Origin of the sequence: Rhodococcus sp. ZPP, assembly GCF_017656075.1 — a bacterium.
GTDB classification, from domain to species: Bacteria; Actinomycetota; Actinomycetes; order Mycobacteriales; family Mycobacteriaceae; genus Rhodococcus_F; species Rhodococcus_F oxybenzonivorans.
On the sequence record NZ_CP058638.1, the window covers coordinates 3,470,708 to 3,490,722 of the forward strand.

The window sequence follows — 20,015 nt, forward strand, 5'->3', positions numbered from 1 at the left end:
CGCGGTTGTTCACGACGATGCTCGGTCACAGTCCCAGACCACCCGTCCGTCGGATCGGACGCGAGCACCCGCCGCAGGCGGATGAGAGGTTAGCCGGCCGTCGTGCATGAGGTGCTCGACTTCGACCTCGTGGGCGAGGACGGCGACGTCGGCGACGAGGCGGCGGTGGCAACGCCACCACACACTCTCACTGCACATCATCGCCGTTCGCCGCCGATTCGCCTGCTCCACCAACTCGGCGAAGGCGTCAGCGAACTCGGCCGTGCGGGTATACGCCGCGTACGCAGCGAACTGGTCGACCTGCCACCAAGGATCCTCCCGCTCTTCGCCGGACGGCAGGCGCCGGCGCCCGCCCAGCCGCGGTTCATGGCGATAATCGATTCCCGCGTGCGGTAGCCATTGCGTGAGCGCCTCACTGCTGACGTCAGGGTTGTGACGACTGCCTGGATATCGCCGAATATCGACTACCGCTTCAATGGCGGCCGTCTCCAGCAGCGTCGTCATGTCTTCCCGGCCGAGTCGGCCGTGCCCCACCGAGATCAACATCGTCTCGCCTCCTCCTCGGAACCGGCCAGTGGTGTCGGCTTCGTCGGACCTCCGCTCTGCGCCGGGATCGGACGGGGAGCGTTGGTGGTGATGTTACGAGTCGGTGATCTCGCGGAGATGACCGTTGCGACGCGCAACACCTAGCACTTCGGGCCGCTCGGAGTTCGATGTGTAAACCCGCGGGAATCGCATCCTGAAGGCCCAACTTCGGTGTGAAAATCCGTCGACCGGGCGATAACTTCCGAACTGCCAGCGGATGACCGTCTACTGAGGCCCGCGCTCTATGCTGGTGCGGTGTTCTTACTATTCGGTTTCGGCACCAAGCGGCAACACCTCGGCGCGGGGCAGACCCGAACGTGCCCGCGCTGTCACAACACCACACAGTGGGCACGGATACGGGAATCCAAGCAGTTCACGTTGTTTTTCGTTCCCGTCGCTCGCTGGAATCGCCGGCAATTCGAGGAATGTGGCATCTGCGGAACCGCCGTCGAGGTCTGAGCGCCGCCGGGCAGTGTGGACGCCACCGATGGGTTCCGCGAGGAGGAACTCCGAACCGGCCGCGGAACTGTATACGCCCTGCCACCGCTCACTGACGTCGATCACGTCCACACCGAACAACATTCGGGCTTCGGCGAGCAGAACCTCGAATCCAGCCTCGTTCTGAAACGGCGAGGTGGTGATCTCACGAATGTGAGTGTCGCCAATGAGAATCGAGCCGTGGGGTTGCGGGGTGTACTCTGGTGCAACTCCAGATCCACATAGCCGGGAAACTGTGTGCGCAGCCTTTCCGCCACGTAGATCGTGTTCGCCCGGAGCGCCCCGCGGGAGGTGTAGACCGTACCGGCGTCGAAAGATGTTGCTGCCGTGCTCTAGTGGAAACGCACACCGGACTGCTCCAGCCACTTCGCGATCGTCGGAGCGGCCTGGCGCGTGGACCGACCTGAAAATCCATCGGCAGGTACATCCCTCCGATGTCGTCTTCCCCGAAGATCGGGATTCGGTCGAGAATCTGGTGGTGGTCGAGCAATCGCACGCGGTCAGGACCGTGCCTTCCTACGTCGAAATAGAAAGGCTCGATCGCCGTCCGCAACACCTCTGACGGAACACAAGTCGTGTGTTGGGCTCCACGACGGCGACTCGATCGGGCGCGCTGACGAACTGTGGGGCTGCCGCCCTTGCATGTTGCGCGTCAGTCCCAGCCACACCCGCTCATCCCGCCAGCGGACCCTGCAGTTGATCTTCCTGCACGGCCGATCGAGTTTCCAGCCCCCGTCCGCTACCGAAGCCGGCCGACGAGATGTCTCGGCCGTACGGGTGTTGAGCAGGTGTTTCACCCGGTGGTGGGCGTGTGGCTGAAAGTGATGGTTGACACAAGAGGCGGTTGCTGTAGATCATCTATAGGAACTGTTTCTGAGTCAGCAAAGGATTGTGGTGCCATGAGTAAGTACCGGGTTATCGACACTGATACCCATCTCATCGAGCCGGCGGATCTGTGGACCGAACGCCTGCCGAAGGCGTGGGGCGCGGACGTGCTGCACGTCAAGTTCGATGAGAAGACCCAGTCGGACCTGTGGTTCTTCGGTGATCAACCGCTCAAGGGCGCGTGGACGTGGGCGAACTGGAACTGGAAGAACTTCAACTCCGAGCTGCACGACGGGAGCGGTCCCACCCGCCTCGACGAAGCCCATCCGGCGACCTACGACGTCGACGAGCGCGTGAAGTTCATGGACGATCAGGGCTTCGAGATGCAGGTGCTGTACCCGAACCTCGCCGGGTTCGACTGGAAGCCGTTCGTGCAGCATCCCAACCGGAACCTGGCGATCGCGCACCTGGCCGCCTACAACGACTTCCAACTCGAATGGGTGGCCAAGTACCCGGGCCGGTTCATCCCGATGATGGTGATCCCGTACTGGGACGTGGCGGCGTCGGTCGCGGAGATCGAACGCCTCGCCGATTCCGGCTTCGGCGGCATCGTGACCACCGGTGCCCCGCACGAGCACGGTCAGGCGCCCCTGGGCAGCCGCAAGTGGGATCCGCTGTGGAAGGCGTGCGAGGAGGCGGGCCTGTCGGTCAGCTTCCACACCGCCAGCGGCGACTTCCGCGAGATGCTCAAGCACGACGAGGACGACGGGTTGGTCGGTGGTGTTCGCGTTGCCGCCGACGGACCCCACATCTACCTCGCCAACGCCGTCATCGTCAGCGACCTACTCGTCTCCGGAATCCTCGCCCGGTTCCCGACCCTGCAGTTCGTCTCCGTGGAAAGCGGAATCGGCTGGGCCCCGTTCGTTCTCGACGCCCTCGACAAGCGATTCCAGAAGAACGGCGTGTTCCGCTCGCACCCCGAGTTCGGTGACATGCTCCCCAGCGACTTCTTCAAACGGCAGGTATCGCTGAACTTCTGGTTCGAACAACTCGACGACTACCACCTCGAAACGCTCTCACTCAAACCACTGATGTTCGAAACCGACTTTCCCCACCCCACCAGCTTCCACCGTCCCACCCTCGCGGAAAACATCGAACTCGTCCTCGGCCGCCAACCCGAAGAGGTCCGCCGCGCGGTCCTGTGGGACAACGCCGCCCGCCTCTACGGCAAGGCGATGGAAAAACAGGGAGTCAACCCGAGCCAAGCCGTGGCCGGCCTGACCAGCTGACCACACCCCACACCACCATCAAGCAAGAGCCGGGCGCTCTGGGGCACTCCACCCGCACCCGACGGTGCCCCAGAGCGCCCATCCCACCACCCGACACGGTTCGTCGAAACTCGTGCGAACCATGTCGAGGAACCCCTTCGAAGCAAAGTGAGGAAGCGTAGATGACCACCGAGGCAACGGATTCTAAACCGGCGATCCTGACACAGGCCGGTGCTGCGACAGGCCGCCTCGCCGGTGTCAATCACCTGCAACTGATCGTCAGCGACATGGACGCCAGTGTCCGGTTCTACCGCGACGTCCTGGGGTTGACCGTTGTTCGCACCACCGCGGACTATCCAGCACCCGGGCGCGGATACCAGATCCTGAAAAACACCTTTCTGGATATGGGGAACGGGAACCTGCTGTCGCTCATTGTGGTAGGCGGAGCTGGCATCAGCGATACACCCACGACCGCAGAGCCCTCGGTCAGTGCCGAATGGTTGTGGCCCGGTGTTCCGGAAAACCAATGGACTCCGCGAAAGTTCGACCATGTCGCATTCAACGTCGACAGTCACGACGACGTGGTGTGGTTTCGGGACCACCTGCAGGCCTGCGGTGTCAAGACGAGCAAGATTATCGCCCGAGATCACGAGGCGTGGGTGGAGTCCCTCTACTTCTACGACCCGGACGGGATCCCCCTCGAAATTGCCACCTTCGACCTCGGCAACCCGAAGTGGGAAAAGCACCAACCGACGGACTGGTTCCGCGATCCCAACCCTGTCCCCGCACTCCGCGTGAACCCGGCGTGACGGAGACAAGGAGCGCAGTCGAGGGTAGCTCGACGCAATCGATCGATTTGCTGCTATACGACGGCTTGGCCGGCGTAGGTGATCCGCGGAACGCGGACCTGGCCGCTGCGGAGTCCGCTGCGCGTGCGTTTCTGGACGCGCTCGGGATCGATACCGGCGCCGGCGGTGTGCGGGATACACCCCGCAGGATGACACGGGCCTACCTTGATCTCTTTACCCCCAACTCTTTCGAGTTGACGACCTTCCCGAACGATGAAGGGTATGACGAGCTGGTGGTGGCAAAATCCATTCCGGTTCGCTCGGTGTGTGAACACCACCTTTTGCCGTTCAGCGGTGTCGCGCATGTCGGATACCTGCCGGGCGAACGCGTCCTCGGCCTGTCGAAACTTGCCCGCATCGTCGAGTTCTTCGCCCGTAGGCCTCAGGTGCAAGAACGACTCACGAAGCAAGTCGCGGATTGTTTGACAACAAAACTCGGGCCGAAGGGTGTGGGGGTCGTCATCGAAGCCGAGCACAGCTGTATGTCGATGCGCGGTATACGCGCCATCGGCTCTACCACCGTTACCTCGGCGCTGTCGGGATCGTTGCGCGATGATCCGCGATCACGTCAAGAGTTCTTCGCGCTGACAGGGGTCTAGGGCCACGACGGAAACCTGCTCCTTCAGCTGAAGGCGAAGGTGTCCTGCAGCGAGAGCAATCTTCGATGCATGCGATGCCCATGCGCAGGCCGGTAAACCATCGAAACGTCAACGTCATGCCCGTCGCGTCACCGAGGTCCTCGCAGGTTGGCGCGCCGGGTGAAACAGCACAACCCAGGGGTAGTAGCAATGAGAGCTGTGTCGGATCGAGTCAGGCAGAAACGCGGATTCGGTGGCGTTGACGTCGCGGAACTATTACTGAGAACGACTATCGGAGCGACGATGGTCGCACACGGAGTAAAACACGCTCGCTCGCTCGACGGCACGACGCGGTGGTTCGAATCGATCGGGTTCCGCGATCCCAAGTTTCAGGCAGTCACCAGTGCCGGCGTCGAAATACTCTCGGGAAGCGCCCTTATCGCGGGGACCATGACCCCGGTGGCAGCGGCGGCGGTGATTGGCACGATGGGTGTAGCGATCCGAACCGTGCATGCCCCCAACGGGTTCTTCATCACGGCCGAGGGATATGAGTACGCAGCGGGCCTTGCTGCCGGATGTGTGGCGCTTGTCAGTCTCCCCGCGGGCATGCTCGGTCTGGATCGGCATCTCCGGCTCGGACGATTCCGCGGTGGCAAAGCCGCATTGGCCACCTTGATCGTGGGTGCGGCATCGGCGGCGAGCCACACGTCCGTGTTCTGGAATAGTCCCCGACGTACCCCGCGAGACGCTCAACCGCCGACGCCCGATCTCGACACGGTAGAGCCGGGCGAACGAGCCGGCTGATCCGGCCACCGTAGCTCAATCACGCCCAAGCTCTCCGGAAGGAACTCCCATGGCGCTGCTGACCATCGGTAAACAGTTTCCCGCCTACAACCTGACCGCTCTCAGCGGGGCCGAAATCTCAAATAGCCTGTGCCACAATGTCGACGAGGCACTCCTGGTCCTCGACGCCCTGCAATCCGACCAGCTGTGCGCCTGCAACTGGACGAAGGGCGACCCCACCATCTCGCCAGGCGCACTCCTGAGTGGGAGCATCTGATCATGGTCGGACGAGAAATTGCGGCGACTGCCAGTGCGGTTGCGATGGCCGCCGGGGTCATCATTGCTCGACGAGTCGTCCCGTACGCCTCCGGGGTGCTATCAGCAAGAATGACGTGCCTGTCAAGGACACCACGGTCAGGCCTCGCCGGTAAAGCGTGGGACCGAAATCGGTTACTCGCAGATCTTCGGGACGGACCTGCGATGACCATCGATGAATTGATGACGCAATACGCGAAGCTCTCACCAGTGGGCGCGCGCACTGATGCCATCTTCTGGGAGTTGGTCGACGCACGTAGTGCGCTCAGAAAGTTCATCGTTGCCGCGGCATGTCGCGAAGATCGATTGATCGAGGTCAGCCAGCGCCTCCTGTCGGTGGAACTGCCAACGCGTTCGGACACCGCGACATCAGCGACGATGAGCCCTCGACGGTGACCAACCGCTGAACTGCCTTGTCCCTGAGGCCAGGCAGCACGGACTCTCCCACGCGGGTGACGCGCTCCGTTCAGGTCGCCTGATCGTTTTCCCCACCGACACCCTGTACGCGGTCGGTTCCGACGCCTTCGACCGGGAGGCCGTGCACGCCTTGTCGGCTGCACAACAGCGCGGTAGTGACAAGCCGGCCTCGGTCCTGGTGGGAAGCATGGATAATCTGGACGGGATGGTTGCATCCGTGCCAGCACCGGCGCACCAACTGATCCACGCGTTCTGGCCCGGCTCTGTGTCGTTGGTTCTACAGGCTGCGCGGTCCTCGGAATCTCCCTCGGGGCGTGCCACATCGCAACACAATCGCCACCCGCAGCCGCTCAGTTCCATGATCAGGAGGCAGGGCACCGACGAAGCAGCTTTCGGCACGACGGTCATAGCCACGGCTACTCGCCCGATGCCCGTTCGTCACGGAGTCCACGCCCTTCATGACGTGAGTTGAGGCGCCCCACGTGGGTCGATTTCATTGGAACGGCACCACATCTTTCCCGCGGGCGGCATCGACATAGTCCTGTCGCAGGGGATGAAAGGCCTCGACGAACACAGCGCCCTCCCAGCCGACGACCAGGCCGTGTCGCACCTCGCCGGGCACCACGTAGCTGGATAACTCGGTCAACTGCACCTCGCCGGTGTCGAGCAACAGCGTCGCGTCGCCGCGGAGGAGTAACCCGATCTGTTCCTGCGGATGGGAGTGGATCGGCACCACCGTGCCGGGCTCGAAGGTGACATAGGTCAATTGCATATGTGCGCCGAAAACGGCACGCCCATCCATGCCCTGCACGGGCTTGAAACCGATCATCTCTTTTACATCGAAAATGTTGGCCTGCATATGTCAACCCACTTCCAGCACGATTTTGCCCAGTACTTCGTTGTCGGACATCAATTGATAGGCCTTATCCGCTGCGCTCCAGGGCAGAACGCGGGCGATGACCGGGCGGAGCGTTTCGTGGATATCGCGGTGGGCGGCATGCGGGCGGAAGGGTGCAATGTCTCGCCGCAACGCGCGCACGATCTCGGCCCTTTCCTGGGGAGTCCTGGTGCGGAATGTCACGCCGACCAATTCGATCCGTTTGAATGCCAGCGCCTCCATATCCAGGAGTCCCTCCGCTCCGCCGAGACGTCCGATCCCCACGATTCGGCCCTTCACTGCCGCGGCCTGAATGTTCATCGGAAGGTAACTGCCACCGACGTGGTCGAGAACGATGTCGATCCCGTTGCCGGCGGTGATCTCCAGTGCTCTAGCAGCGAAATCGGTTGCACTGGTGTTGATCACTTCGTCGACTCCCAGGGCGTCAAGGAGCGCGTGGCCTCGATCCGAACGGGTGGTACCGACGATGAGCCGGGCTCCGAAGTAACGAGCCAGCTGGACGGCTTGCATGCCCACGCCAGATGTCGCGGCGTGTATCGCAACGGATTCGCCCCCGGTCATCCGCGCAGTTGTCATCAACGCGTTGTGGGCTGTCATGAAGCCCAGTACGGCCGCAGCTCCTTCAGGGTAGCTCCAGTTTGTCGGTATCGGGATGAGCATCGAGGCATCCACCACCACCTCTTCCGCCAGACCACCAGCCACCATCGTCATCACGCGGTCGCCTCGCGCAAAGTCGGTGACACCGAGACCGACTTCGATGATTTCCCCTGCCGCGTCGAGCCCCACCACCTGGGCCTGTGGACCAACACCAGCGGCATGGGTTCCGGCGAGCTGGGCCAGATCGGCGCGGTTCACCGAAGCCGCTCGCACTGCGATGCGGACCTGTGTGTCCCCTACCTCGGGTGGAACCACATCGACCAGATCCAGTCCAGGGCTATTCGACTTTCGATCGATAACCATTGCCTTCATTCTCAACCCCTCTTGAATCATGGAAATAGAATTTGGCGAAGGCCGCCAGTTGCCGTGCCGTGACCACGGCCGTTGCAGTGCCTGTAGATCCGTGCTCACCCACGCGTGGTCAGGGGCTGTTCAGGCATTCCACGAGCAGGACGCCGGATCCTTCGGGATCCGACGTGGCCACCACCCCGTAGGTTCCGCCGGTATCCTCCAGGGCGCTGAGCATGGTTGTCACACACCGAATGCCTTCGAGTCCGCCCAGGTGACCGAAGGCCAATGCCCCGCCCCGCGGATTGAGCATGTAGGGATTCAGGCGGAACTGCTCGAGCCAGATCAGCGGTGTCACCGCCACCTCTTCCGGAACCTCGAACTGATCGATCCGGTTGAGCGAAACTTCGAGTGCCCGCAGATACGAGCGCACCGATTCAAGTTGAGAGACCGATACATTCGTCAACGGCATGTCGAACAGCATCTCGACTCCCACCAGACGCCCGCGAGGGTGCAGCCCCAGGTCGTCGGCGCGGGCGGCGCTGGTGAGCACCAGCGCGCAGGCGCCACTCGCAGCACGAGCGCTTTGATGCGACGGGTGACAATCGTGGCCGGCTCCACCGTTCGAAGCCGGCGCACCGGCTGGCGTAAGGGCACCGCCCGGCTCGGGCACCTGCCGAAGCTCGTCGCTCGCGATGAACTCGGTCATCTCGTGGTCGAGGTGAACTTCGAGAGGGATGATCTCGCGTCGAAAATCGCCCGACAGGGCGCATTCCCGGGCGCGTCGGTGGGACGCGAAAGCAAAGTCGCCTTGCTTCTTTCGCGTGATGGACCATAGGTCCGCTCCCGGCGGCGTCGGCTGACCCGCAGGTCGTCCAGGTTCATGGAGAGAATGCCCGCCAACCGCTCCCGCCACCAACACCACCCGTCGCGGATCATCGTTGATCGCTTCACTTGCCAATCTGACTGCAGAAGTGGACGAAATCGTCTCGTGCAGATCGATATGATCGAACACATTCCGCCACGATTCGGCATACCGGCGCGACGCTGACCCGTCACCCACAGTGACCACGGTGGTGACAACGTCCTCATCGATCTTGGTGCGTTGCAGTAGGCCGTTGACGGTGACGTCCAACAGCTTTTCCACCGTGAGCTCGCAGGAGGTTCTGCCGTACATCTGCCGCTGGGTGAGCGGCGATCGCGCTGCCTCGACGATTACCACTTCGTTAGTCATCGGATTACCTCGAACTCCACACTCTGATATTTCAACGGTGCACTGAAGGTCGGCCGCCGGGCTGGACCATTGCCGACGTCGAGTCCGCAGTCAAGGCCCCTTCGACAGTCTTACGAAAATCCCCCACCGATTTACGGATGAAGGAGAAGACCCCACCGTGGACGATCAACTGCGCTCCCAGTTCAACCTCGGAGGCAATAAGATGGGGGCTCGGCTGGAACACGCCGTAGGCAACTCCACGTTCGGCACAAAGCGCACGCACCCGTTCCTGCGCCTCGAGCACAAGGTGGTGTCGCGGATCTCCGGGCACTCCATACAGTTGGGCAAGGTCCCCGTGCCCCACCAGTGCCAGGCCGATGCCCGGAAGAAGAAGCTCGTCCAACGCCTCGACCGCTTCCGGGGTTTCGATAATCAACCCAACAAGCAGATTCTCGTTGGCCCAGCGCATTACGTCTGTCGCGCTGGTGACCTCCTGATAATTGACGCCCGCTCCGCCGACCAAGGCGACGCCGCGTCGACCCCTTGGATGATAGAACGCCAGGTCGATGAGATGCTCGACCTCGGACGGATGTCGCACATGCGGAATCAGCAAGGATTGACATCCCCCGTCCAGCAAACGAGTGATCCAGGCATAGTCGATCTGGGGTGGCCTGACCAACGGACTGATTCCGGCGGCATGGGCATGCGCGACCAACTCGAACACCGTCTCGGTGTTGTGCAGATTGTGCTCTTGGTCGATGAACACCGTGTCTGCACCAGCAGCGGCCATGGCGTACACCATGCCTGGATCGCGCGCCTCATTGAGACTGCAGCCTAACGCAATTCGACCGGATTGTAGGGTTTCCATCAGGTGGTTACGTCTTAAGATCATGGCGATAGTTCTCCTCGCTCTCGGACGGCGAGTAGCAGTCGCCGATCAACGCACGGATAAACACAATCCCGCTGGGTGGCTGGCGCCTGACCGTGTCGGGTGGTGGGATGGGCGCTCTGGGGCACCGTCGGGTGCGGGTGGAGTGCCCCAGAGCGCCCGGTTCTTGTTGGTGGTGGTGGTGTGGGGTGTGGTCAGCTGGTCAAGCCGGCCACGGCTTGGCTCGGGTTGACTCCCTGTTTTTCCATGGCCTTGCCGTAGAGGCGGGCGGCGTTGTCCCACAGGACCGCGCGGCGGACCTCTTCGGGTTGGCGGCCGAGGACGAGTTCGATGTTTTCGTCGAGGGTGGGACGGTGGAAGCTGGTGGGGTGGGGAAAGTCGGTTTCGAACATCAGTGGTTTGAGTGAGAGCGTTTCGAGGTGGTAGTCGTCGAGTTGTTCGAACCAGAAGTTCAGCGATACCTGCCGTTTGAAGAAGTCGCTGGGGAGCATGTCACCGAACTCGGGGTGCGAGCGGAACACGCCGTTCTTCTGGAATCGCTTGTCGAGGGCGTCGAGAACGAACGGGGCCCAGCCGATTCCGCTTTCCACGGAGACGAACTGCAGGGTCGGGAACCGGGCGAGGATTCCGGAGACGAGTAGGTCGCTGACGATGACGGCGTTGGCGAGGTAGATGTGGGGTCCGTCGGCGGCAACGCGAACACCACCGACCAACCCGTCGTCCTCGTCGTGCTTGAGCATCTCGCGGAAGTCGCCGCTGGCGGTGTGGAAGCTGACCGACAGGCCCGCCTCCTCGCACGCCTTCCACAGCGGATCCCACTTGCGGCTGCCCAGGGCGCCTGACCGTGCTCGTGCGGGGCACCGGTGGTCACGATGCCGCCGAAGCCGGAATCGGCGAGGCGTTCGATCTCCGCGACCGACGCCGCCACGTCCCAGTACGGGATCACCATCATCGGGATGAACCGGCCCGGGTACTTGGCCACCCATTCGAGTTGGAAGTCGTTGTAGGCGGCCAGGTGCGCGATCGCCAGGTTCCGGTTGGGATGCTGCACGAACGGCTTCCAGTCGAACCCGGCGAGGTTCGGGTACAGCACCTGCATCTCGAAGCCCTGATCGTCCATGAACTTCACGCGCTCGTCGACGTCGTAGGTCGCCGGATGGGCTTCGTCGAGGCGGGTGGGACCGCTCCCGTCGTGCAGCTCGGAGTTGAAGTTCTTCCAGTTCCAGTTCGCCCACGTCCACGCGCCCTTGAGCGGTTGATCACCGAAGAACCACAGGTCCGACTGGGTCTTCTCATCGAACTTGACGTGCAGCACGTCCGCGCCCCACGCCTTCGGCAGGCGTTCGGTCCACAGATCCGCCGGCTCGATGAGATGGGTATCAGTGTCGATAACCCGGTACTTACTCATGGCACCACAATCCTTTGCTGACTCAGAAACAGTTCCTATAGATGATCTACAGCAACCGCCTCTTGTGTCAACCATCACTTTCCGCCACACGCCCACCACCGGGGGAAACACCTGCTCAACACCCCTGCGCATCAGTGCGCACACATGACCCCGGAACGCAGGCCGCCGTCGCATCGATTCCTCCGAAGCGGGACGGCCCACTCGTCGGGCCTGATTCCTGGCAAGTTCGTCAGCGCCGCACTTTGGCCACGGCGGACAAGCCGCCTCTCGAGTTGTTCTCGTGTAGGCCCGATCTCGGGATGTGTTGAGCCACCATCAATTCGTCGGCGGTGCCGCCGAATCGGCGACCTCACCCGCTTACATCGCTTCACGCAGCGGTAATCCCTGGGGCGAGGGCTATCATGAGCGTTATGAAAGTTGTTGGCCGGAAGACTGCGCGACTGGTGGCGGGTCGAATCGTGCAGGACATTGGAGACGAAGGGCTCTCTCGGCTTCCCTCGGAGGCGGAGTTGCTCGAACGCTACGAGGTCAGCCGGCCGTCGCTTCGCGAAGCCCTTCGTATTCTCGAAATGTACGGAGTCATCTCCATTCGACCCGGCCCGGGTGGGGGTACCCGAGTAAATCAGGTCGCAAGCTCGCAATTTGCGAGCGCTTCATCGTTGTATTTCCATCTACTCGGCCTGACGCTCAGAAATGTGCTGAACACGCGCCTGCAGGTCGAGCCTTTGATGGCTCGGCTCGCGAGTGAACGCGTGAAGTCTGGTATACCCTGGGATCCTGACGAGGCGGACGGGATCGGGGACAACGCGGAGTCCGGAAGTTTCCACTTTTCAGTGGCCCGGTTCACCGGCGACCCGATCTTACTGTTATTCGCGGACGGACTCCGCAGCATATATGTCGATGAATCCGCCGACGAGAAGATTCCCCGAGAAGAATTGCCGGTATCGCACGATCAAATCGCCGACGCCATCAAGAGTGGTGATTCCGAAAAAGCTGAGCGCCTCATGCGTGATCATATTCGGAGTTATGTCGACGCGTTGGAGAAGAATTGTCCCGAGGTGCTGGACCAGGTAGTGGACTGGAACTAGTGTTCTCTGGCCTGGCGCGCGCTCCCGGGATTCTGCAGGGTGTTCGATGGACGTGACCGTTACGCGTCCTCACACCTCAGCTGTGAGCGTCTGATCTTGCCGACACTTGTTCGTGGAAGTTCCGCCACCTGGTGCCAATCGCGTGGACATGCCTGTGGTGGAAGGTTATTCGATGCCCAGGCGGTGAGCTCGTCGATGTCGAGCGGAGTCTCCACATTCCGCGCTACTACATAGGCGACGGGAACAACGTCCCGAATGGGGTCCGGCCGCGGGACGACCGCGACCTCCAGAACACCCGGGGCCTGCGCCAATGCGGCCTCGACCTCGGTGAGGCTGACGTTCTCGCCGGAGACCTTGATGACGTCGTCGACCCGGCCGACGAATCGCAGGCGCCCGTCCTGATCGGACACCACCAGGTCGCCAGTTCGTAGCCACGTCTCGCCGCCTTCTTTGAGAAGTGCGGCCGACGTCGCCTTCGGATCCGAGAGATATTCCTCAAAAAGGTCACACCCGGGGGTGCCGGCTACCAACAAGAGACCGGGGGTTTCCGTTTCGACGGGCTCGAGGCTGTGGGGATCGACAATGGCGGTTCTCCGCCCTGCGTCGCTGGGGTTGCCGATGAAGACCGGTCTCGCGTCTTCACGGCGTTCCGCGGTGACCATGGAAACGGTTTCGGTCATTCCGTACAGCTGGCGCGGTGCACATCCCACCATCGACGCGAACTCGTCGAAGTGACCGGGAGCGAGGCTCTGGGCGAACCACACATGCCTGAGATTCAATTGTGGTGTGTCCTCGGGACGCCGCGCAAGAATCATCCGAATCGGTGCCGCGAATAAGCTGGCGTGGGTGGCCTCGAGTCGGGCGGCCTGCTTACCCCACTGAGAGGCCGAGAATGTGTGGGTCAGGGCCACGCTTGCACCTACCGCAATCGCCGGAGCAAAGCAATAGTATTGGGCGTTTGCATGGAACAGTGGAAGTGTGACCAACCAGCGATCCCCCGGTCTCAGGTCGGCGGCCTTCGCCATCGCCTGGGCGACGTGTGCATAGTTGCACTGCGTCAGCACAACAGCTTTGGGCTCGGATGTCGTTCCAGACGTGAACATCACTGCCAGCCGGTCATGCGGGCCTGGTTCGTCGACAAGACGTGGGAGGCGGTCGCGGGAGACCAGGAGGCTGCCAGGAAGCACGTCGATCGAGTCTTCCTTCAGGACAAGAAGTTCTATATCGAGTGCCGGCCCCACACCCTCGTCGGACGCACGCTTGATGCCCTGGAGGTACGTGTCGGCATTCCGGGAACCGCACAGCGCCACAGTCGGTGTCGTTCGACGAATATGCATCGCGATGTCCCTGGCGGAGGACGCCGGATCGGCGAAGATGGCGGTTGCGCCGATGCGCGCCGCAGCGAGCCACACCGCCACGAAGGCGGGACAATTCTTCAAGACGACGTGGACCGCTGACCCGGGCGCAACCCCCGCCTCTTCGAGCGCGGCGGCCGTCGAATCGACGATTCGATCGAACTCCTCATAGGTCCATTGCGTGACGTCGTTCGTCGACCCTTCGAAGACCAAGAAGGTCTCGCTCGCGTGAACCGCCACGGTCTCGTTCCAGGTTCGTGCGAATGTTGCGCAGGCAACGGCGTCCAACGTGCACCTCACAGATTGGCGTACATATCTCGGATCGTTCTCGGTGTCTCGTCGAGCACCCACAACGTGTTCGGGCTGCCCTACACTTCGTGCGTCAATCGGGCCTCCGCCGAAGCCTACGTTCGTCGCGTCCGTGTCGATATGTCCGACGGAGACGGTACTTGCGCCGATTCTGGTCCGTGGTGGACATGCACCGTATGGTGAAGGCAACTGCTGCGGCTGAATGCGCGCAGGATGAGATGAGGCGATCATGAAACACGAATTGCGGCTCGCATCTTCCGAGAATCTCGCGGGTGGTACAGCCACCAACATCCTGCGAGTCGCCTCTGAGCTGGTGCGCGCAGTCTCCCGCACGGGCTCGGATCTCCGGGAGGTCGAGCGCACGGTCATCGAGATCTTGAGCGCGACTTCGGAGCTCCCGGTCAACGCTGAGGAGCCTGGGTTCCATCCGGCCCTGCTTGCTCTCGTCAGAGAAGTCGCCGGGCAGCACGAGGCGCGAGATGATCGGTATCGCGCACTGTTGGACACCGTCGCTGACATCACCTCGGAAGACGATCCGGACAGGCTTCTCGGCGGTATTGCCGATCGTGCGCGGAGGCTTCTTCGCGCCGACGTCGTTTACCTCTGGTTAGCGGAACGAGACGGTGAATACGCTCACCTGGGTGCGACCTCGGGGGGCATGACTTCCGAGCTTCTCGATCTTCGTGTACCGGCGGGGATGGCGATGACAGGGCGGATAATAGAGAGCGGAATGCCGTTAATCGTTACGAGGTACTTCGGCGATCCGAATTTTGTGCATTTTCCGGATGTCGACCGGGTCATGGAGCGGGAGAAAATCGTTGCGACCGTCGGCGTGCCCCTGGTCAACGGGTCTAAACGGCTCGGTGCGTTGATCGCCGCCAACCGTGACGAACGTGCCTACACTCCAGCGGATCTGGACCTTCTGCACTCGCTGGCCGGGCATGCCGCCATCTCGATCGAACGCTCCAGGCTTGCCGAGGAAACCAAGACTGCACTCCGGTCACTCGAGGACGCGAACCGAGAGCTGGCCCGGAGTAACGCCGAGTCCGAGCGCGCGACCACGGCTCACTTCACGCTATCCCAGGTCGCCTTGGCCGGCGGAAACATCGACAATCTCGTTCAGGAAGTCGTCAAGATCGTCGGCGGTGAGTTGGCTGTGTTCGATCCGGACGACCGCCTACTCGCTGACGTCGGCGACCTCAGCGGAACTGCGCAGCCTCCCGAGTTGATTCGTCAAGCGGCTCTCGCGCGGACCACTCAAACGTCCGGGAGCCTGGTAGCAATCCCGATCTTGGCGGCTGCCAGACTTCTCGGCATTCTGTACTACCAAGGTGACGAGACCCCCGCGAAGCCAGACATTCAGATCCTCGAACGTGCAGCAGTCGTCGCCGCCTTGCTCCTACTCTTGGCCGAGGCAGAGGCCGGAGCCGCGGGTTTTCGTCGCGACGACTTCATCGACGATCTCCTGTCTGGCGACGAAGCTCCCAGCCGGCTTATCCACCGCGCCGCGCAGCTGCGAATGGAACTGCGTCAGCCGTACACCGTTCATGTCGTGCGAGCACCCTTGCAGCAACGTCGGCTCGCTTACCTCGCAGACGAAGCAGCGAAGATCCGAGGGGGCTTGGCCGGGCAAAGCCATATCCTCCAGCGCGGAAACAAGTCGTCGGTAGTAGCCCTGATTCCAGGAAATGATCCGCGGTCGAATTCCGCGGAGCTGTCCTCGGCAGTCGCGCGCGCCGGACGGGTGACGCCATCGGTGGCCGGCGCGGGACCGGCGCGCGCGGTAGCCGGCGTTCGTGAGCTGTTCGACGAGGCGGTGACCTGCAGTGATGCAATGGAACGGATACAGGGCGGTGCCATGTCGGGCACCTTGGAAGATCTCGGGTTCGTCGGACTGGTTCTGAGCAATCGACCGAATGTGGACCGATTCGTGCGGACGACGCTTGCCCCAGTGGCCCGGTACGACGCGGCACACCACACCGAATTGTTGAGCACTCTCGAGGCCCTCCTTGCAACGGATGGAAGTCCGACTGCGGCGTCGGAAGTTCTGCATGTTCACGTCAGTACGGTGAAACAGCGAATGCAGCGGTTGAAGGACCTATTGGGAGACGATTGGAGAACTGTGGATCGAACGAGCGAACTCCGTCTCGCGCTGAAGCTTCATCGGCTCAATCAGAACACACTGGAGGCTGATGCCTAGTCGGCTTCTGTTCGACTAGGTAGAAGTCTGCTCGACGACCCACGCTGCGATCTGCGCGCGGCTGTTGAACCCGAGCTTGGACAGAATGTGCTCGACGTGGCCTTGAACGGTGCGCGGGGAAATGACCAATCGGGTGGCGATGGCCCTGTTGGTCAGGCCCTCCGCGACGGCCTCTGCTATCTGACGTTCTCTCTTGGTCAACTTCGCGGTCTCCCCAGGTGTGGGCGGCGGCGTGGGCGTTTTCTCGCCGAGGGCATAGGCGATGGCAGCATTGAATCCCAGGACTCGGCCGTCCCTTCGGGAAGCCGCGAATGTCGGTTCGCCGAGCGCCTGCATCGTTCTGCGCTCGCACTCGTCGTGATAGTGGAGCAGGTTCGGGAACCACAGCGTGAAAGTCCCTACGGACTGCGCCATTTCCTCCGCGGCACCTATCAGTACAGCTGCACGCCGCGCATCTTTGTTCTCGGCTGCGACCCAGGCAAGGACCTCGAGGCACGTTGCGGTCGTACGGAGATCGCCTACCTCGCGGGACAACTGCAGTGCGTGCCGCAGCAGTTCAACCGTGCCGGGGTGGTCTGATCGTCGCCATGCGGCGATGCCCAGTGCCCGGAGGGTCGCGGCGCGGTGTACGACCTCGCCGCAGGACTCGGTGATCGCGAGTGCCTGTGAATAGCACTCGTTCGCTCGTCGTTCGTCACCCGCCTGATCACATGCCCGTCCGAGCATGTGAAGCACCTCGATGTGCGAGAAATCGTGAGCGTCGAACTTTTCGATCGCGGTTTCCAGCAGTGATCGCGCCCGCGCAAAATCGCCGCGGTACAGCGCGAGTGTTCCTTCGGCTCGGGCGACGAATGCATCTGCGGTCGAGTCGGGAACCTTTTGGGCCACCATGCGTGCCTCGGCTACCGAGGCGGAGGCCGCGGTCAGGTCGCCCTGCAGTTCGGCCAGGACGCTGTGTGCATGCAAGGCCTTCACCCGCTCCACCGTCGGAGTCTTCCACGGCACAGCAAGGAGCCGGTCGAGCCAGCGCCGACCCTCGCTGAACAGTCCACGCGCCTGCCAGAACGGCTGGAGGGCGGCGGCGATCGTCAGTCCGATCTCAGGATCGTCACCCAGGCAGAACTCCATCACCTCGCGAAGGTTGGTCTGTTCGCGATCCAAGCGGGAGATCCAGTCGAGCTGTCGGGGGCTGATCCAATCCGACTCTGCCTCGAGCGCCAACTGCCGGTACCAGTCTCGGTGGCGACAGCGCAGATCTGCGTACTCCTCGTTTCTCTGCGCGAGTTCCCTGCCATACTCCCGCAGGATGTCGAGCAACCGGAAGCGCACTACTGCGCCGGACTCCTCCCGAATAAGGATCGACTTGTCGACCAGAGAGGTCAGCGCATCGAGTACCTCCTGCGCATTCATGTCACTACCGCAAATCTGCTCGGCCGCATCCAGTTCGATGCTCCCCGCGAACACCGAAAGCCGGGCCCACAGCAACCGCTCTACGGGGTTGCACAAGTCGTAGCTCCAGTCGACGCACAGACGCATCGTTTGCTGCCGGGTCGGGGCGGTTCGGCTGCTGCGGGACAGCAGCGTGTAGCGGTCGGTCAGCCGCTGGAGGATTTGCTCTGGCGACAGGGCTCGCACCCGGGCCGCAGCGAGTTCGATGGGCAACGGTAATCCGTCGAGCCGATGGCAGATCTGGGCGACCGTGCCCGCGTTGTCCTCGGTCAGTGTGAACGTCGGGAGGGCCGTGGCGGCGCGTTCGGCGAACAATGTGACGGCGTCGTAGCTAGGTGTTCCTCGAAGTGAGGGCACATGCTCGGGAATGGTGAGCGGTGGGACGCGCAGAACAGCTTCCCCGGCGATGCCGAGAGGCTCGCGACTGGTGGCGAGGATACGCAATTGCGGACAGCCGCGAAGAAGGGTTGCGGACAGCTCTGCCGCCGCGTCCACTACCTGCTCACAGTTGTCGAGCACCAGTAAGAGCTCGCGTGGAGCCAGAAAGTTCAACAGGCCGTCGAGCTGGTTGCTCGCCCGTTGATCCCGCAAGCCTAAAGCTCCAGCCACAAGGTCTGCCACCAATGAACCGTCCGATAGCTCGGCGAACTCCACCAGCCATACTCCGTCGTTGAATCCGCGTCGCACACTGTCAGCTGCCCTGAGTGCGAGGCGTGTTTTGCCGACGCCTCCGAAACCGGTCAGTGTCACCAAGTGCGATGTTTCCAGGGAGCGTTTCACTTCCGACAGTTCATGCCTGCGACCGACGAAACTAGTCAGCTCCACCGGCAAGTTCCCTGTCGTCCTGCCCGGCAACCGAGTCGGGCCAGGATAGGAACCGCCTCCGGCGGGACGAACAACCATGGAGTTCGGCAGGGCCTCTTGCGGCCGTTCACCTCCGGAACCGGTGTGGAGCGCCATGTCGTCGACCGCGAAACCGTGGTCGAATTGCGCGCGCCGGAGGGCCTCACCGAGGGTGGCGGCGGAGTGCCGGTCTGGTGCGGATGTGGCCATCGCCCGTTCCACCGCCGCACTGACGTCTTCAGCGATGTCCTGTTCCCGAAGGTCCGGAACGGGCTCGGTGGTGATGCGAACGAACTGCGCGACCAGCTGCTCACCGCTACGCCGCTCGAAAGCAGCATGGCCGGTCAATGCGCAGAAGAGAGTGGCGCCCAGCCCATAGACGTCCGAGGCCGGGCTCGGCGACTTCCCGGCCAGAACCTCGGGCGCGGTAAACGCAGGTGAGCCGGTGACGGTACCGGTGGCGGTTTCGAAACTCCCCTGAATGCGCGCGATACCGAAGTCGGCCAGTGCGGGCTCGTCGTAGTCGGAGAGCAAGATGTTCGCGGGTTTGATATCGCGGTGCAGGATGCCGAGCCGGTGCGCTGTTTCGAGGGCGCCCGCGATCTTCACCCCGAAACGAAGGGCCTCGTCCAGTGGGAGAGGTCCGTGCCGGCGGACTCGCGCGTCGAGGCAGCCACGGGCGTAGTAGGGCATCACAAGAAAGAGCCGACCACTGTCGGTGGTACCTATCTGCAGGACATTCGCGATGTTCGGGTGCCCTGTCAGCCTCCCCATCGCCCGCTGTTCGCGGAGGAATCGTTCCCGATTCTCGTTGTCGTCGAAGTCTGCGGTGAGAACCTTCACCGCGACAGTGCGGTCCAGAGCGGTCTGCGTGCAGCGATACACGACGCCGAAGCCACCGCGCCCGATCTCCTCGGCATTGGAAAATCCCGCCGATTCCAGGTCCGTCACCAACACAGCGTTGTCGACACGCTGTGTTGCGAAGGGATCATTGTCGGTCGCCATCTACGATGCGCTCTTTGCCCTGTTGAGGGGTTTGTCGAGGTGTCGGCCGACACCTCCTGGATAACCAGGATATCGCTGGAGGCGTCACCCAACAGTGTGCGACGGCCGTGGGCTGAAGACCGCAAACTGGAAATTCGACGGCCCCGCAATCCTAAAATGCACCGTCACGAACTCGCACTAACGGCTGGCTACCCCCTCGGGGACACAAAGTCGAGGGCAGTGTGTCTCCGGCGGACATTTGTCGTTGCTCCAACCAGGAATACTGTCTCTGTGTGTCGCGGATCACCACGGTCTCG

The 20,015-nt window shown here is 62.4% G+C and carries 18 protein-coding genes and 2 pseudogenes; 11 read left to right on the forward strand and 9 right to left on the reverse strand.

Annotation, left to right across the window (positions count from 1 at the left end; translation table 11 throughout):
- Positions 1-9 precede the first annotated feature (9 nt).
- The gene (locus HYG77_RS16470) at positions 10-546 is read right to left on the reverse strand and encodes a DUF488 domain-containing protein (protein WP_208959914.1); all 537 of its coding nucleotides are present in this window, start codon (positions 544-546) and stop codon (positions 10-12) included.
- Positions 547-840: 294 nt separating this feature from the next.
- On the opposite strand from HYG77_RS16470, the gene HYG77_RS16475 reads away from it, so the two are divergent.
- A complete protein-coding gene (locus tag HYG77_RS16475) occupies positions 841-1,044 on the forward strand; it encodes a zinc-ribbon domain-containing protein (protein WP_109335484.1) in 204 nt (67 codons plus the stop codon).
- A 15-nt stretch (positions 1,045-1,059) separates the two neighbouring features.
- Here the strand turns inward: HYG77_RS16475 and HYG77_RS39635 are convergent.
- A pseudogene (locus HYG77_RS39635) lies at positions 1,060-1,558 on the reverse strand (TIGR03364 family FAD-dependent oxidoreductase); the annotation flags it as partial.
- Positions 1,559-1,982: 424 nt separating this feature from the next.
- Here HYG77_RS39635 and HYG77_RS16480 point away from each other — a divergent pair.
- The 7 genes and pseudogenes from HYG77_RS16480 to HYG77_RS16510 all read left to right on the forward strand — a co-directional run bounded on the left by HYG77_RS16480 (position 1,983) and on the right by HYG77_RS16510 (position 6,589).
- Complete coding sequence (locus HYG77_RS16480; protein ID WP_208959915.1) at positions 1,983-3,197, forward strand: amidohydrolase family protein; 1,215 nt, start codon at positions 1,983-1,985, stop codon at positions 3,195-3,197.
- A gap of 161 nt (positions 3,198-3,358) precedes the next feature.
- Positions 3,359-3,985, forward strand: coding sequence for a VOC family protein (locus tag HYG77_RS16485; protein ID WP_208959916.1), 627 nt, complete (start codon positions 3,359-3,361; stop codon positions 3,983-3,985).
- A gap of 47 nt (positions 3,986-4,032) precedes the next feature.
- The gene (gene folE, locus HYG77_RS16490) at positions 4,033-4,623 is read left to right on the forward strand and encodes a GTP cyclohydrolase I FolE (RefSeq protein ID WP_208963409.1); all 591 of its coding nucleotides are present in this window, start codon (positions 4,033-4,035) and stop codon (positions 4,621-4,623) included.
- 189 nt (positions 4,624-4,812) lie between these two features.
- The gene (locus HYG77_RS16495) at positions 4,813-5,406 is read left to right on the forward strand and encodes a DoxX family protein (RefSeq protein ID WP_208959917.1); all 594 of its coding nucleotides are present in this window, start codon (positions 4,813-4,815) and stop codon (positions 5,404-5,406) included.
- A 118-nt stretch (positions 5,407-5,524) separates the two neighbouring features.
- Positions 5,525-5,662: pseudogene (locus HYG77_RS16500) on the forward strand (peroxiredoxin); the annotation flags it as partial.
- A gap of 203 nt (positions 5,663-5,865) precedes the next feature.
- A complete protein-coding gene (locus tag HYG77_RS16505; protein ID WP_230990022.1) occupies positions 5,866-6,096 on the forward strand; it encodes a hypothetical protein in 231 nt (76 codons plus the stop codon).
- Positions 6,097-6,103: 7 nt separating this feature from the next.
- A complete protein-coding gene (locus HYG77_RS16510; protein ID WP_208963410.1) occupies positions 6,104-6,589 on the forward strand; it encodes a Sua5/YciO/YrdC/YwlC family protein in 486 nt (161 codons plus the stop codon).
- 21 nt (positions 6,590-6,610) lie between these two features.
- Here the strand turns inward: HYG77_RS16510 and HYG77_RS16515 are convergent, their stop codons facing one another.
- From HYG77_RS16515 to HYG77_RS16535, 5 genes are all read right to left on the reverse strand, one after another.
- Complete coding sequence (locus tag HYG77_RS16515; protein ID WP_109334684.1) at positions 6,611-6,976, reverse strand: cupin domain-containing protein; 366 nt, start codon at positions 6,974-6,976, stop codon at positions 6,611-6,613.
- A gap of 3 nt (positions 6,977-6,979) precedes the next feature.
- Positions 6,980-7,975, reverse strand: coding sequence for a zinc-binding dehydrogenase (locus tag HYG77_RS16520; protein WP_208959919.1), 996 nt, complete (start codon positions 7,973-7,975; stop codon positions 6,980-6,982).
- A gap of 118 nt (positions 7,976-8,093) precedes the next feature.
- Entirely contained in the window at positions 8,094-9,194 is a 1,101-nt protein-coding gene (locus HYG77_RS16525; RefSeq protein ID WP_208959920.1) for an acetyl-CoA acetyltransferase, read from the reverse strand.
- Positions 9,195-9,225: 31 nt separating this feature from the next.
- Positions 9,226-10,065 (reverse strand): aldolase/citrate lyase family protein, encoded by an 840-nt coding sequence (locus tag HYG77_RS16530; protein WP_244372892.1) that lies wholly within the window; start codon positions 10,063-10,065, stop codon positions 9,226-9,228.
- Positions 10,066-10,256: 191 nt separating this feature from the next.
- A complete protein-coding gene (locus HYG77_RS16535; protein ID WP_208959921.1) occupies positions 10,257-11,048 on the reverse strand; it encodes an amidohydrolase family protein in 792 nt (263 codons plus the stop codon).
- Positions 11,049-11,053: 5 nt separating this feature from the next.
- Here HYG77_RS16535 and HYG77_RS39640 point away from each other — a divergent pair, with 5 nt between their 5' ends.
- Entirely contained in the window at positions 11,054-11,491 is a 438-nt protein-coding gene (locus HYG77_RS39640) for a hypothetical protein (protein ID WP_244372894.1), read from the forward strand.
- Positions 11,492-11,880: 389 nt separating this feature from the next.
- Positions 11,881-12,558, forward strand: a complete 678-nt coding sequence (locus tag HYG77_RS16545) for an FCD domain-containing protein (RefSeq protein ID WP_244372896.1) — start codon at positions 11,881-11,883, stop codon at positions 12,556-12,558.
- Between the two features lie 59 nt (positions 12,559-12,617).
- On the opposite strand, the gene HYG77_RS16550 is transcribed toward HYG77_RS16545, so the two are convergent.
- Entirely contained in the window at positions 12,618-14,153 is a 1,536-nt protein-coding gene (locus tag HYG77_RS16550) for an AMP-binding protein (protein ID WP_244372898.1), read from the reverse strand.
- A 298-nt stretch (positions 14,154-14,451) separates the two neighbouring features.
- Between HYG77_RS16550 and HYG77_RS16555 the strand changes: the two genes are divergently transcribed.
- Complete coding sequence (locus HYG77_RS16555; protein WP_208959923.1) at positions 14,452-16,422, forward strand: GAF domain-containing protein; 1,971 nt, start codon at positions 14,452-14,454, stop codon at positions 16,420-16,422.
- 15 nt (positions 16,423-16,437) lie between these two features.
- On the opposite strand, the gene HYG77_RS16560 is transcribed toward HYG77_RS16555, so the two are convergent.
- Entirely contained in the window at positions 16,438-19,719 is a 3,282-nt protein-coding gene (locus HYG77_RS16560) for a protein kinase (RefSeq protein ID WP_208959924.1), read from the reverse strand.
- Between the last annotated feature and the right edge of the window lie 296 nt (positions 19,720-20,015).

Bases quoted from the DNA above. Each gene is read 5' to 3' on its own strand.
- HYG77_RS16560 (WP_208959924.1), bottom strand. From the start codon at position 19,719: ATGGCGACCGACAATGATCCCTTCGCAACACAGCGTGTCGACAACGCT.
- HYG77_RS16555 (WP_208959923.1), top strand. From the start codon at position 14,452: ATGAAACACGAATTGCGGCTCGCATCTTCCGAGAATCTCGCGGGTGGT.
- HYG77_RS16525 (WP_208959920.1), bottom strand. From the start codon at position 9,194: ATGACTAACGAAGTGGTAATCGTCGAGGCAGCGCGATCGCCGCTCACC.
- HYG77_RS16515 (WP_109334684.1), bottom strand. From the start codon at position 6,976: ATGCAGGCCAACATTTTCGATGTAAAAGAGATGATCGGTTTCAAGCCC.
- HYG77_RS16520 (WP_208959919.1), bottom strand. From the start codon at position 7,975: ATGGTTATCGATCGAAAGTCGAATAGCCCTGGACTGGATCTGGTCGAT.
- HYG77_RS16495 (WP_208959917.1), top strand. From the start codon at position 4,813: ATGAGAGCTGTGTCGGATCGAGTCAGGCAGAAACGCGGATTCGGTGGC.
- HYG77_RS16545 (WP_244372896.1), top strand. From the start codon at position 11,881: ATGAAAGTTGTTGGCCGGAAGACTGCGCGACTGGTGGCGGGTCGAATC.
- HYG77_RS16505 (WP_230990022.1), top strand. From the start codon at position 5,866: ATGACCATCGATGAATTGATGACGCAATACGCGAAGCTCTCACCAGTG.
- HYG77_RS16530 (WP_244372892.1), bottom strand. From the start codon at position 10,065: ATGATCTTAAGACGTAACCACCTGATGGAAACCCTACAATCCGGTCGA.
- HYG77_RS16535 (WP_208959921.1), bottom strand. From the start codon at position 11,048: ATGGGTGGCCAAGTACCCGGGCCGGTTCATCCCGATGATGGTGATCCC.
- HYG77_RS16485 (WP_208959916.1), top strand. From the start codon at position 3,359: ATGACCACCGAGGCAACGGATTCTAAACCGGCGATCCTGACACAGGCC.
- HYG77_RS16470 (WP_208959914.1), bottom strand. From the start codon at position 546: ATGTTGATCTCGGTGGGGCACGGCCGACTCGGCCGGGAAGACATGACG.
- HYG77_RS16480 (WP_208959915.1), top strand. From the start codon at position 1,983: ATGAGTAAGTACCGGGTTATCGACACTGATACCCATCTCATCGAGCCG.